The organism is Methylobacterium trifolii (assembly GCF_022179685.1).
Taxonomy (GTDB): Bacteria; Pseudomonadota; Alphaproteobacteria; order Rhizobiales; family Beijerinckiaceae; genus Methylobacterium; species Methylobacterium trifolii.
In genome coordinates, this window is record NZ_BPRB01000201.1 from 1 (window position 1) to 11401 (window position 11401).

The 11401-nt window shown below is 74.2% G+C and carries 15 protein-coding genes and 1 other RNA gene; 8 read left to right on the forward strand and 8 right to left on the reverse strand.

Translation table 11 applies throughout. From position 1 onward, the window contains the following. The 6 genes from COGEMETH_RS17450 to ssrA form a co-directional block, all read left to right on the forward strand. Positions 1–701 (forward strand): GNAT family N-acetyltransferase (locus tag COGEMETH_RS17450; protein ID WP_238183876.1); only part of this gene is annotated, 701 nt, incomplete at its 5' end. Positions 702–811: 110 nt separating this feature from the next. Then, entirely contained in the window at positions 812–1117 is a 306-nt protein-coding gene (locus tag COGEMETH_RS17455) for a hypothetical protein (protein ID WP_238183877.1), read from the forward strand. A 234-nt stretch (positions 1118–1351) separates the two neighbouring features. Continuing rightward, the gene (locus COGEMETH_RS17460) at positions 1352–1615 is read left to right on the forward strand and encodes a hypothetical protein (RefSeq protein ID WP_238183878.1); all 264 of its coding nucleotides are present in this window, start codon (positions 1352–1354) and stop codon (positions 1613–1615) included. Between the two features lie 352 nt (positions 1616–1967). Beyond that, a complete protein-coding gene (locus COGEMETH_RS25645; protein ID WP_283215017.1) occupies positions 1968–2096 on the forward strand; it encodes a hypothetical protein in 129 nt (42 codons plus the stop codon). Between the two features lie 82 nt (positions 2097–2178). Next, positions 2179–2373 carry a hypothetical protein gene (locus COGEMETH_RS17465; protein ID WP_238183879.1) on the forward strand — a complete coding sequence of 65 codons (195 nt, stop codon included), beginning with the start codon at positions 2179–2181 and terminating at the stop codon, positions 2371–2373. Between the two features lie 2 nt (positions 2374–2375). After that, positions 2376–2754: a transfer-messenger RNA gene (ssrA, locus tag COGEMETH_RS17470) on the forward strand. Between the two features lie 56 nt (positions 2755–2810). Here ssrA and COGEMETH_RS17475 read toward each other — a convergent pair. After that, complete coding sequence (locus tag COGEMETH_RS17475; protein ID WP_238183880.1) at positions 2811–3380, reverse strand: peptidase S14; 570 nt, start codon at positions 3378–3380, stop codon at positions 2811–2813. Positions 3381–3537: 157 nt separating this feature from the next. On the opposite strand from COGEMETH_RS17475, the gene COGEMETH_RS17480 reads away from it, so the two are divergent. Then, on the forward strand, positions 3538–4296 hold the full coding sequence (locus tag COGEMETH_RS17480; RefSeq protein ID WP_238183881.1) for a GNAT family N-acetyltransferase: 759 nt from the start codon (positions 3538–3540) through the stop codon (positions 4294–4296). 43 nt (positions 4297–4339) lie between these two features. Here COGEMETH_RS17480 and xseA read toward each other — a convergent pair whose 3' ends face one another. The 6 genes from xseA to COGEMETH_RS17510 form a co-directional block, all read right to left on the reverse strand. Next, complete coding sequence (xseA, locus tag COGEMETH_RS17485; RefSeq protein WP_238183882.1) at positions 4340–6022, reverse strand: exodeoxyribonuclease VII large subunit; 1683 nt, start codon at positions 6020–6022, stop codon at positions 4340–4342. Between the two features lie 73 nt (positions 6023–6095). Continuing rightward, entirely contained in the window at positions 6096–6803 is a 708-nt protein-coding gene (locus tag COGEMETH_RS17490; RefSeq protein WP_238183883.1) for a 2OG-Fe(II) oxygenase, read from the reverse strand. Then, positions 6800–7891 (reverse strand): bifunctional DNA-binding transcriptional regulator/O6-methylguanine-DNA methyltransferase Ada, encoded by a 1092-nt coding sequence (ada, locus tag COGEMETH_RS17495; RefSeq protein ID WP_238183884.1) that lies wholly within the window; start codon positions 7889–7891, stop codon positions 6800–6802. The genes COGEMETH_RS17490 and ada overlap by 4 nt, the downstream gene beginning before the upstream one ends. A gap of 113 nt (positions 7892–8004) precedes the next feature. Continuing rightward, on the reverse strand, positions 8005–8454 hold the full coding sequence (locus tag COGEMETH_RS17500) for a DUF3617 domain-containing protein (protein ID WP_238183885.1): 450 nt from the start codon (positions 8452–8454) through the stop codon (positions 8005–8007). 140 nt (positions 8455–8594) lie between these two features. Then, positions 8595–8822, reverse strand: coding sequence for a hypothetical protein (locus tag COGEMETH_RS17505; protein ID WP_238183886.1), 228 nt, complete (start codon positions 8820–8822; stop codon positions 8595–8597). A 114-nt stretch (positions 8823–8936) separates the two neighbouring features. After that, entirely contained in the window at positions 8937–9206 is a 270-nt protein-coding gene (locus COGEMETH_RS17510) for a hypothetical protein (RefSeq protein WP_238183887.1), read from the reverse strand. Between the two features lie 204 nt (positions 9207–9410). Between COGEMETH_RS17510 and COGEMETH_RS17515 the strand changes: the two genes are divergently transcribed. Next, a complete protein-coding gene (locus tag COGEMETH_RS17515) occupies positions 9411–10058 on the forward strand; it encodes a hypothetical protein (protein WP_238183888.1) in 648 nt (215 codons plus the stop codon). A 231-nt stretch (positions 10059–10289) separates the two neighbouring features. On the opposite strand, the gene COGEMETH_RS17520 is transcribed toward COGEMETH_RS17515, so the two are convergent. After that, on the reverse strand, positions 10290–11401 hold a 1112-nt coding region (locus COGEMETH_RS17520; RefSeq protein WP_238183889.1), incomplete at its 5' end, for a Hint domain-containing protein.

Genomic DNA, 11401 nt, shown 5'->3' on the forward strand with positions numbered 1-11401 from the left:
ACGCCTTCGGCCAGCCGGTCGGCCCCGCCCTGCCGGACTGGACGGCCCGGCCCCTGCCGCCGCGCACCCCGATGCAGGGGCGGACCTGCCGGGTCGAGCCACTCGACGTCGCGGCCCACGCCGCCGACCTCTACGCGGCCTTCCGCGGGGCGCCGGACACGCGGAGCTGGACCTACCTGTTCGGCGAACTGCCCGACACCGAGGCGGCCTATCGCGACCAGCTCGCGACGTTCGCCACCGGCCCCGACCCGCTGTTCCACGCCGTCCTCGACGCGGGCACGGGCCGGGCGCTGGGCGTGGCGTCGTACCTGCGGATCGATCCGGGCAACGGCGCCATCGAGGTCGGCCACATCCATTTCGGACCGGCCCTGGCACGGACGCCGGCGGCGACCGAGGCCATGGCCCTGATGATGGCTCGCGCCTTCGACGAACTCGGCTACCGCCGCTACGAGTGGAAGTGCGACAGCCTCAACGCGCCCTCGCGCGCCGCCGCGCTCCGCTACGGCTTCTGCTTCGAGGGCATCTTCCGCAACGCCCTGGTGGTGAAAGGCCGCTCGCGCGACACCGCGTGGTTCTCGGTGACCGACGCCGAGTGGCCGCGCCTTCGCGCCGCCTTCGCCGCCTGGCTCTCCCCCGAGAACTTCGATCGGTCCGGCGTCCAGCGACGGGGGCTCGCCGAGATTCGCGCAGGCTCCGCCTGAAGCGCTCCGGCCGCGATCCTGCTAGGGCCCTGGGCGACGATGCCGGCTGCCGGTTCGTCGTCGCACACGGCCCCCGCCGGCCGGCGACCGCACGCGAAGGAGCCCGAGCCGTGCCCGATTCCAAGCCGACCCACGCCACCCATCCCGTCTCCGACCGCGAGGTGCTCCACGTCGAAGGGGCCGTCGAGGCGCCGGTCCTGTTCTTCGACGAGGTGCCCGCGATGGGCTTCGGGGCCGGGATCGGCCGGCTGATGCTGTGCAGCCTGATCCAGGACGTGGATGCGGAGGGCAACCTGACCACGCGCAAGAAGGTGGTGGCGCACCTGCGCGGCAGCGGCGCGGCCTTCGACAAGCTGCACAAGGCGATCCAGACCATGGAGGCGCTGACCGCACGACCCGAGGGGCCGGCCAACTGAGACGCGCGCGCCGCGGCGCCTTCGTGCTGGCCCCGGATCGGGTTCCGCCGACGCTCCGCCCATCCGGGGACAATGCGGGTCTCAGCGACCGAAAGACGCCGCCCCGGCAGGGCCTGCGGTCCGAAGATCGCAGTTTCGATGCGACCTTTCCGGCATTCGGTCGTTGACTGGACACGAACCGGCCCGCCTCGGCGCGGCCGCAACCCCCGCGACCCGACCTCAAGGAGACCTTTCATGAAGCGCATGCTGATCGCAGCGACCCTCGTCCTCAGCCCCCTCGCCCTCAGTGCCACGGCCCAGGCCCAGGGCACCATCCGCGGTGCGGAGCGCGGCGCGGAGGACGGCAACCGGGCGGCCGGGCCGATCGGCGGCGTGGTCGGCGGTGCCGTGGGTGCCGCCACCGGGACCGTGGGCGGCGTGCTCGGCGTCGATCCCGACCGCCGCGAGGAGCGCATGGAGCGCCGCGAGGAGCGGATGGAGCGTCGCGACCGCCGCTGACCCGCGATACCGGGCGGCGTCGAGCCAGCCTCGCTTGAGCATCTAGGCCGCGCCGCCCCGACCACGGGCGGCGCGGCTTTTTCATGGATCGTTAACCATACGGGTCCATGACGGGGACATGCCGGAAGCGACACGATCCGCAACCGGATGCGGCCACGATGCCGGGGCCAGGTGACGCCGGATGTACGCGCACCCGATCCCGGCCCTCGTGGCCGTCGCCGTTTTACGGACCTCGAACCCGGCCGGCCTGCGGCAAGGATGCCGCGCAGCCCCTCCTTAGTCTCGCCGGGTTCTGGGAGCCAAGTGGTGGGAAGCGGCGGTCTTCCGTTCCGCTCATTGGAGCATGCGCCCGTTGATCAAAACCTTGATGGCGATCCTGACGGTCCTGGCAGTCCTCTCGGTCAGGGCCGTCCTGAAGCTGATGTTGCTCCCCTTCCGTGGCATCCGGGGCCTGTTCCGGAGCCGGCCCGCCGCCGCGTGAGGCGCACCCCGAAGGCGCGTCGGGTCGCGGACCACCCCGTCTCCCGCGCGCCGGTCCGTCGGACCGGTGCGGGGTCGGACCGATGAGCGCCGACCGCCTGGAACTCGCCCAGAAGAGCGGCCGGTCGAAGAAGGACCTCCAGCTGCTGGTCGACCAGGCCGCACGCCTGCAGGACGACCAGGACGACGCGGCCTCCCACCTCGAAGAGAAGATCCTGCGCCTGAAGGCTCTGCGCCTGAGCCGCGACGCGGCGCCCAAGCCCGGCAAAGCGCGATAGCGGATCTGGACCTTGCGGCCCGGAATCGCTATGTTGGCTGCGAGGTTGATGACCGGTTCATAATAACGTTTCAGGACCCGGGGGCGGTACCCGGCGCCTCCACCAGAAGCACCTTGCCTCGCGCATGCGGGGACCGGAACGAGGGTGCTGCTGCTGGGGGCGAAACAGGATCGACTGGACGGTAAAGGGATCGCGAGTTTGGTCCTGCTTCGGCAGGATACGATGCGACTTTCGGTAAGGACTCGACCGGTCTGGCGTGGGCGACCCCGTTCCAGGCACCTGACCAAAACTCTAAATGCCAACGATAACGTTGTCATGGATGCCCGCCTCGCGGCGTAAGCATCTTGCGGCAGGGTAGCCGTAGAAACAGAACCCGGAGCTTCGGCTCCGGGACCCATCTTTTCCCGGCCTGCAGCGGCCGATGCCTGAGCCCCCCTTCAGATCACGGCCTGGATCAGCCCGAGGCTGCGGGCCTCCTCCGCCTCGATGTACCAGTTCGAGGGCGCCCGCTTCAGGACCTCGTCCAGGGTCACGGACGAACCGTGCACGAGGTTGGCGAAGCCCTCGTTCTGGATCGCGATCGAACATTCGATCTCGTGGAGCGTCGCCCGCACGGTGGCCACGCAGGTCGTCAGCGGCCCGTTGATCTTCAGTTCCTTCGACAGCTTGCGCTCGTGGATCATCAGCCGGGTGCCCCGCGTCAGGTAGCGGTTGGGCGTCGCGAAGAAGCTCATGAAGGTCGTGCCCGCCGAGTAGATCGCCGCCTTGCCGAGGAAGGCGAAGCGCCGCTCCGGGCTCATGGCGCTGTGGAAGCGGATATCCTCGCCCATCATCCGGGCCACCTCCGGGTCGCCGCCGAGGGTGGAGAGTTCGACCACCACCAGTTCCTGCTCGGAGGCTTGGTCGAGCTGGCGCCGGAAGTTCTTGTACATGTCGTAATCCACCGGCCCCGACAGCAGGATGGCGGGGGCCCGGAAGGCGGGCGGTGCGAGCGGCGTGGTGTCCATGAAGGCTCCTGGAAAAGGGGTCGGCGCCCGCACGATCCGTGCCGCCCGGATCGGTGCGGGCCGAGCCCCGATCGGGTAAGGCGTGGCCCCGCGCCGATCCTGTCCGGATCGGCGGCGTTCGCCACGCGGGGGTTACGGGGTCCGGCGCGGAGGTCGCATGGAAGGGCGTGTCGAACAACTGGCCTGGATGGCGGAGGAGGCCTGCATGAACGCGTGGCCCGCGCCGCGCCAGGTGCTCGCCGGCGGCTGGCTGCTGCGTGCCGCGGGCGGCCCCACGCGGCGGACGAACTCGGTCAACCCGTTGCGCGGGGCGCGGGACGAGCCCGGCCGGACCATCGCGTCCTGCGAGGCGATCTATGCGGGCCTGGGACGGCCGGCGATCTTCCGCATCCCCGCCCTCGCCCCCGACATGGACGCGCCGCTCGCCCGCCTCGGCTACGGGGCGGACGGGGAGTCGCGCACCCTGTTCCGCGACCTCGCGGGCCTGCCGGCCCAGGCCGACCCGGCGGTGGAGCTGCGGCCGGCCCCCGGCGCGGCGTGGCTCGCCGCACGCGCGGAGCGCGACGGCGGTGAGCCGCAGGCGGCACGGGCCTTCCTCGGGATGACCGAGGCCCTCGTCCTGCCGCGGGCCTTCGCCGCCCTCCGGCACGAGGGCGGAATCGTCGCCATCGCCTACGCGGTGCTCGACCGGTCGCTGGTGGTGATCGAGTCGGTGGCGACCCCCGAGCCGTTGCGCGGGCGCGGCCATGCAAGGCGGGTCGTGGGGGCACTGATGCGCTGGGCGCACGGGCAGGGGGCCGCGGGGGCCTGCCTCCAGGTGGTGGCGGAGAATCCGGCGGCCAACGCCCTCTACGCCGCCCTGGGATTCTCCACGGAACTCTACCGCTATCACTACCGCCAGCGGGACATCCCCTGATCCCGGCCGTTCGCCTCCTCCCACACGGGCCGAAGGCGACCGCTCACCCCTCGAACAGCGAGCCCTGGCGGACGGCCGGAGCCTCCGCGGCCGGCTTGCCCGCGGCCTTCCGGCGAGCCGGGCGCTTGGCCGGCGGGGGCGTCTCGCCCTCGGCGGCGGGCTCGGCCGCCTCGGTGCGGGCGGAGACCGTCCCGTCCGAGAATTCCAGGGTGAGGCGCTCGGCCAACCCGAGGCGGCCGGCGGTGCGCACCGTGGCGCCGGAGGCGTCGCGGACTAGGGCGTAGCCGCGGGCCAGTACGGCGCGGTAGCCCAGGGAGCCGAGGAGCCCGCCCGCGGCGGCCAGCCGCAGGCGGCGGCGCTCGATCAGCCCAGCGGCGGCGTGGCCGAGGCGAGCGTGGAGGCCGCCAAGGCGGTCCCGCGCGCGGGCGTTCTCGGCGGCGGCGCGTGCCAGCGTCGTGCTGCGGGCGATGGCGAGGCGATGGCCCAGCGCCGCCAGCGCCTCGCCCTTGCGGGCGGCGTGGTGGGCGAGCGCGATACGCGGCCTGTGGTCCACCGCCCCGAGGCGGGCGCGGGCACGGGCGAGGACGAGTTCCGGCGGGTGGCGTCCCAGGCGCTCCAGCACGCCGTCGAAGCGCCGGCGGAAGGCGCGGGCGTTGGCGGCCAGCGCCGGGGCGAGGCGCGCCTCGGCGAGGTCGAGGCGCTGGCGCTTGCCCGCCAGGAACGCCTCGGCGCCGGGCATCGCCCGAACCGTGGCGCGCAGGTCCGACCCCGTACGGTCGAGCTTGCGCTCCATGGCGCCCCGGCGGCGGCGGGTGAGGTCGTCGAGCGCCAGCATCAGGTCGGCGCGCACCGGCACCGCGAGTTCGGCCGCGGCCGTGGGCGTGGGGGCGCGCCGGTCGGAGACGAAGTCGATCAGCGTGGTGTCGGTCTCGTGGCCCACCGCCGAGATCAGGGGGATCGCGCTCGCGAAGGCCGCGCGGACCACGCTCTCCTCGTTGAAGGCCCAGAGGTCCTCGATCGAGCCGCCGCCGCGGGCGACGATGAGCACGTCGGGACGCGGGATCGGGCCGTCCGGAGCGAGCGCGTTGAAGCCGCGGATCGCGGCGGCCACCTCGTCGGCCGCGCCGTCCCCCTGGACGCGCACCGGCCAGACCAGGACGGGGCGGGGGAAGCGGTCGGCCAGACGGTGCAGGATGTCGCGGATCACCGCGCCGGTCGGCGAGGTGACGATGCCGATCGACCGCGGCAGGTAGGGGATCGCCCGCTTGTGCTCGGGGGAAAACAGCCCCTCGGCGGCAAGCATGCGCTTGCGCTCCTCCAGCAGGGCCATCCAGGCGCCGATGCCCGCGGGCTCCAGGCTCTCGACCACGATCTGGTACGAGGATTTTCCGGCGAACGTGGTGATGCGCCCGGTGGCCACCACCTCCAGCCCCTCCTGCGGCTTCTGGCGCAGGCGGTTGAAGCTGCCCTTCCAGACCACCGCGTCGATGCGGGCGTTGCCGTCCTTCAGGGAGAAGTAGGCATGGCCCGAGCCGTGCTGCCCGCGATACCCCGAGATCTCGCCCCGCAGGCGCACGTGCCCGAAGGAATCCTCCAGGGTGCGCTTGAGGGCGGCGGCCAAGTCGCCCACCGACCATTCGGGCTGGTTGGCAGTCAGCACCGCCGAGGGCGGAACGTCTGCGGCGGAGGGGGACCGGGCAGGGGGTGGCGGGGGGACGAGGGCCATGGCGGCGGACGCTAGGCGGACGCGGACGCCGGGTCAAAGGGCAGGGTGAAGTCGCCCAGGAGAGCGCGGCGCCTCACTGCGCATCGTGAAAGATGATGCCGGTGGCGTAGCGTTCGCCGGTGTGCACGCGGCTGACGCCGTGGCGCAGGTTCACCCGGTAGGTGCCGCGGGTACCGGCCACCGGGCGGTGGTGCACGGCGAAGACCACGCCCTCGCCGAGCCCCAGCGGCACCACCTCGGCCCGCGACTGCATCCGCGGGCGCTGCTCGGTCAGCACGAATTCGCCGCCGGAGAAATCGCGGCCGGGCTCGGAGAGCAGGATCGCGACCTGGAGGGGGAAGGCGTGGGCGCCGTAGAGGTCCTGGTGCAGGCAGTTGTAGTCCCCTGGCCCATAACGCAGCAGCAGGGGCGTCGGCCGGGTCTGCCCGGCGGCGTGGCAGCGCTCGAGGAAGGCGGCGTGCTCGGTGGGATAGCGCATGTCGAGGCCCATGGCCGCGTTCCAGCGGTCGGCCAGCGGCGCCAGACGGGCGTAGAGGGCGGCACGCAAGTCCGCGACCCGGCCGGGGAGAGGGTGGGCGTAGTACTTGTATTCCCCCCGGCCGAAGCCGTGCCGGGCCATGACGATGCGGCTGCGGAAGGGCGCCTCCTCCGGGTAGAGGGCCCGCAGGGCGGCGCATTCGGTGGGGTCCAGCAGGGGGCCGGCGGCGGCGCAGCCGACCGCGTCTAGGTCGGCCTCGATCCGGGGCCAGTCCAGGCCTTCGACGCGGGCTGCCGCGTTCATCGGGCCACGCCCTCGCGGGCGAGCAGGTCGCGCTTGCGCGCCACGCCCCAGCGGTAGCCCGACAGGGCGCCGTCCGCCCGCACCACCCGGTGGCAGGGGATCGCCACGGCGAGCGCGTTCGCCCCGCAGGCGCGGGCCACCGCCCGCACCGCCGCCGGCTCGCCGATGGCGCGGGCGACCTCCGCGTAGGTCGCCGTCGTGCCCGGCGGGATGCGGCGCAGGGCCTCCCAGACCCGCTGCTGGAAGGCGGTGCCGCCGATGTCCAGGGGCAGGTCGAGGCCACGGCCCGGCGCCTCGACGAGGCCGACCACCTGGGCCACCAAAGCCGCGAAGCCCGGATCGTCCCCGATCAGGTCGGCCTTGGGGAAGCAGTCCTGGAGGTCGCGCACCAGGGGTTCGGGATCGTCGCCGAGCAGGATCGCGCAGACCCCCCTGTCGGTGGCCGCCACCAGGATGGCGCCCAGGGAACACTGCCCCACCGCGAACCGGATCGCCTGGCCGGGGCCGCCCCGGCGATAGGCGCTTGGACTCATGCCGAGGCGCTCGGGGGCGCTGGCGTAGAACCGGCTGGCGGTGTTGTAGCCGGCCTCGTAGAGCGCCTCGGTGACGCTGGCGGCCTGCCGCAGGCCCATTGCGACCCGGCCGGCGCGGTGGGCCCCGGCATAGGCCTTCGGGGTCACGCCCGTCACCGCCTTGAACACCCGGTGGAAGTGGAACGGGCTGAGGCCGGCCTCCCGCGCCAGGGCGTCGAGGGCCGGCACGGTCTCGGCCCCCTCGATCAGGCGGCAGGCGCGGGCGACGGAAGCCGCGTGCCGGTGGGCGAGGGCGGGCTCGTCCGGGCGGCAGCGCCGGCAGGGCCGGAAGCCTGCGGCCTCGGCCGCCGCGCAGGTGTCGTGGAAGGACACGTTCTCCGGAAGCGCCGCCCGCGAGGGGCAGCTCGGGCGGCAATACACCCCCGTGGTCCGCACCGCGTAGACGAAGCGGCCATCCGCACGCGCGTCGCGCGCGGCGACGGCTGCGCGCCGTGCCGCGTCCCGTCCGGCCGTCTCGCGGGCGGGCATCAGGGTCTCGGGTTCGGCGATGGGCATGGGAGGCTCCTCGAAGGGTGCGGGCCCTGCGGGACCCACCGATCCGGGCACCCTGGCCGCATCCCGCCGCCGCTGCATCCCGCCCCTTGCGGTCGAATCCCGATCCGTCCCGCTCACGGGGCCGGCGCCGTGCACGCCCCCGTCCGGCGGCCGGCCTGGACCTCCGTCATGGTCATGTTCTTGCCGCCCATCTGCATAGCGATGCGCCCCTCGAAACGGTCCGGCCCGAGCACGTAGCGCGCCGTAGCCCAGGCGGCGTTGCGGCCTGCGCAGCGGATCTCGAAGGTGAGTTCGTCGCCCATGCGCCGCAGGTTCGAGGCGGGGCAGCGGGCGAGCGGGTTGTTCTCGCTCAGCACCGCGAAACCGGGCTCGTCCGCGCCCCTGTCCGGGGCGAGGCAGACATGGACGAGGCGGGTTCGCGTCATGTCCTGCAGGTGCGGCAGGTCCAGGCACATCTCGACGGCGTAGGCCCCAGCCTCGGGGAACTGCCCGGCCGCGGCAGCGGGCGGCCCGAGCAGGAGGGCGAGGCAGCAGGCGCCCCGCAGAAAAGTCCGGTCCGGCATCGGGCGCCTCCTCGTCCGGACGAGGGCAGCATAGCGGAGACCGGCGCGCCACCCGTTTCTTGCGCCCGAATGTCCACGCTCCGGAAGGAGAGCGCGGCCGGCAGGGGGCGGACGGCTTGGCGACCCTGCCGGCCCGACCGTTACCGGCCCTGCTGCGGCTGGCCCTGCTGGCCGGCGCGGTCCTTCTTGTTGGCGTTGTGGTGCCCGACGGCGCATCCGGCGGCCGCCCCCATCTTGCCGTGCCCGGCCATGCTGCCGGCGACGCCGCCGACGATGGCGCCCTTGATGCAGCCCTTGGCCTGGGCGGGCGTTCCGATGGCGAGCGAGCCGAGGGCGAGGGCGGCGGCGAGGGTGACGATCGACTTCATGGCGAGAACCTCCTGTCGTTTGGCAGTCAAACGGCCCGGCGGTCTCGACCGTTCCGCGCGGGAAGACGGCATCGTCGCATCACGCGGCGGCCGACGCCTTGTGCGTTGGGCGCCTCAGGCGTGGTAGGCCCCGGCCAGCACGGACAGGCCGACGACGAGCCCCCTGCGGACCTGCGCGCCCACGAACAGGCCGGCCCGGCAGATCCGGCTGGCAAAGGCGTAGGCCGCCGTCAGGATCATGGCGAGGGCGGCCAGCAGGCCGAGGGGCAGGGCGAGGAGCAGCCCGATCGAGACCCGCGCCGCCGCCCGCTCCCCGACGCGCCGGCCCATCGGCCGGCCGGGCAGGAGATCGAACACCCAGTCGTTCCGCATAGCTTGGCGCATGGTGTGGCCCCGCTCGATTCACGGCCGCCGTCCCGGCCGTCCTGACGCAGGGACCCGGCAGGTGTCCAACGGCGGCGGGTGCGCTCCGTTGCATGGCGTCGCCGAGAAAAACCGGGGCCTGGACCCGCGTGCCTGCCTGGGCATAGCACTACGTCCGGGATGCCTGCGGGGACGATCGCGGATGGACGGACGGAGCGGCGGCCGATGACGGGCGAGGAGGAGGGCCGGGCGATCCGCCTGATCGCCGGGTCGGGCCTGTTCGACGAGAGCGTCTACCTCGTGGAAGGGCCGGACGTGCGCGAGGCCGGCGCCGACGCGCTGGAGCATTTCTGCCGCTACGGCTGGCGCGAGGGCCGCCGGCCGAACCTCTACTTCGACCCGGCCTGGTATCGGGAGGTCTACGGCCGCGCGGGCGAGGCCGACGAGAATCCCCTGGTCCACTACCTCCGCGCGGGCGAGGTCTTGGGCTGCCGCCCGGTGCCGTATTTCGACCCGGCCTGGTACCGGCGCACCTACGGGCTCGGGCCGGGCACGGGGGCGCTGGCGCATTTCCTGGCGCATCGGCGCGGGCAGGGCGTCTCGCCCAACCCCCTGTTCGATCCGGCCTTCTACCTCGCGCGGCACGGCGCGGAGATCGGGGCCAACCGCGATCCGTTCATGCACCTGATCCGCTGCGGCGCCACCCGGGACCTCGACCCCTCTTCCGCCTTCGACTCGGCCGCCTACCGGGCCGCGTCGATGCCGGCGCCGGACCGGGCGCCCGGCCTGTCGGCCCACGAGCGCCGGGTGCCGCTGATCCACCATCTCGACGCCCTCGCCCGCCGCGAGGCGCAGGGCCAGCGCGCCGGCTGAGACCGGTGGCCATCGACCGTGACCGGTCGATGGCGTGTCCGCCGCACGAGCGGCGGCGCGCATCCGCGCTTGCCGACGGCCGAGGGCGGACGCGTCGACGTCAACGGCCGTTGGTCCGACGAGCGTCCGGACACGACGAAGCCGCCCCCGACCCGTTCGGGGTCGGAGACGGCTTCGTCGTGTCCGTCCCGCCGCGGTGCGGCGGGACGGCGATGCGTCGGGCCGGGCGGTTCAGCCCGCCACGGCGCGCAGCAGCCTGCGGCCGATCCGGGCGAGGGGGCCGGCCTCGGCCTCCTGCGCCAGCCTGTCGGCACGCGCCTCCAGGCGGGCGCGGGCCGCATCGAGCCGCGGGCCGGCCACCACGAAGGGGGCGCAGGCCGCCTCGTGCGCCAAAGCCGCGGAGCCGCCGGCGAAGACCGGGTGCAGCACCGTGGCGCCATCGCCGAACTCGGCACGGTCGCCGCAATCGAGGTAGCTCTCCGCGGCCAGGCCCTCGGCCAGGAGGCAGTCGTGGCGGGCGAACTCCACGTGCAGGTAGTCGACCGACGCGACCGTCTCCTGCGTGACGGTGCGGCCGTTCACGAGGTGCCCCGCCGGGATCAGGCGGCCCTCGACGAGGATGCCGTGGCCGGGGGATACCGAGAGGTCGCGGGCGGGCAGGCCGGGACCGAAGGCGCCGGCCGCGATCCGGACCGGGTGCACCCGCTCGGGCCGGGGATGGGCGTCGGGCCGGACCGTGCGGCGGCCGATCCAGACGATCGGGGCGAGGGCACCGCCCGCCGTCACGACCAGGTCGCCCACGGCGAGGTCCTCGACCCGGCGCTCGCCCGCCGGCGTGGCGATGCGGGTGCCGGCGGTGAAGCAATCGACGGCCCCCGTGGCTCCGGTCGCCCCGGTGGGACCGGTCCCGCCCGTCGCCCCCGTCGCCCCCGTCGCGCCGGTGCCGGTGCCACTGCCCGTCGCCCCGGTCGCGCCCGGCGAACCCGTGGCGCCCGTCGCGCCGGTGGCCCCGTTGGAGCCGGACCCGCCCGAGGAGCCGTTGGCCCCCTGGGGACCGGTGGCGCCGGCCGGACCGGTGGCGCCCCCGGCACCGGTCGCACCCGTCGCGCCGGAGCCCGTCGCGCCAGCCGGCCCCGTGGAACCCGTGGCACCCGTGCCGCCTCCGGTGCCCGTGGCACCGGTCGCACCCGTCGAACCGGCACCCGTCGCGCCGGTCGAGCCGGTGGCACCCGTGCCTCCTCCGGAGCCCGTGGCGCCGGTCGCCCCCGTCGAGCCGGAACCCGTCGCACCGGTCGAGCCCGTGGCGCCCGTGCTGCCGCCCGTACCCGGAGCTCCGGTCGCGC

What these genes read in the sequence shown, in the direction of transcription:
- COGEMETH_RS17460 (WP_238183878.1), top strand. Translation starts at nt 1,352, where the DNA reads ATGAAGCGCATGCTGATCGCAGCGACCCTCGTCCTCAGCCCCCTCGCC.
- COGEMETH_RS17465 (WP_238183879.1), top strand. Translation starts at nt 2,179, where the DNA reads ATGAGCGCCGACCGCCTGGAACTCGCCCAGAAGAGCGGCCGGTCGAAG.
- COGEMETH_RS17475 (WP_238183880.1), bottom strand. Translation starts at nt 3,380, where the DNA reads ATGGACACCACGCCGCTCGCACCGCCCGCCTTCCGGGCCCCCGCCATC.
- COGEMETH_RS17480 (WP_238183881.1), top strand. Translation starts at nt 3,538, where the DNA reads ATGGAAGGGCGTGTCGAACAACTGGCCTGGATGGCGGAGGAGGCCTGC.
- xseA (WP_238183882.1), bottom strand. Translation starts at nt 6,022, where the DNA reads ATGGCCCTCGTCCCCCCGCCACCCCCTGCCCGGTCCCCCTCCGCCGCA.
- COGEMETH_RS17490 (WP_238183883.1), bottom strand. Translation starts at nt 6,803, where the DNA reads ATGAACGCGGCAGCCCGCGTCGAAGGCCTGGACTGGCCCCGGATCGAG.
- ada (WP_238183884.1), bottom strand. Translation starts at nt 7,891, where the DNA reads ATGCCCATCGCCGAACCCGAGACCCTGATGCCCGCCCGCGAGACGGCC.
- COGEMETH_RS17500 (WP_238183885.1), bottom strand. Translation starts at nt 8,454, where the DNA reads ATGCCGGACCGGACTTTTCTGCGGGGCGCCTGCTGCCTCGCCCTCCTG.
- COGEMETH_RS17505 (WP_238183886.1), bottom strand. Translation starts at nt 8,822, where the DNA reads ATGAAGTCGATCGTCACCCTCGCCGCCGCCCTCGCCCTCGGCTCGCTC.
- COGEMETH_RS17510 (WP_238183887.1), bottom strand. Translation starts at nt 9,206, where the DNA reads ATGCGCCAAGCTATGCGGAACGACTGGGTGTTCGATCTCCTGCCCGGC.
- COGEMETH_RS17515 (WP_238183888.1), top strand. Translation starts at nt 9,411, where the DNA reads ATGACGGGCGAGGAGGAGGGCCGGGCGATCCGCCTGATCGCCGGGTCG.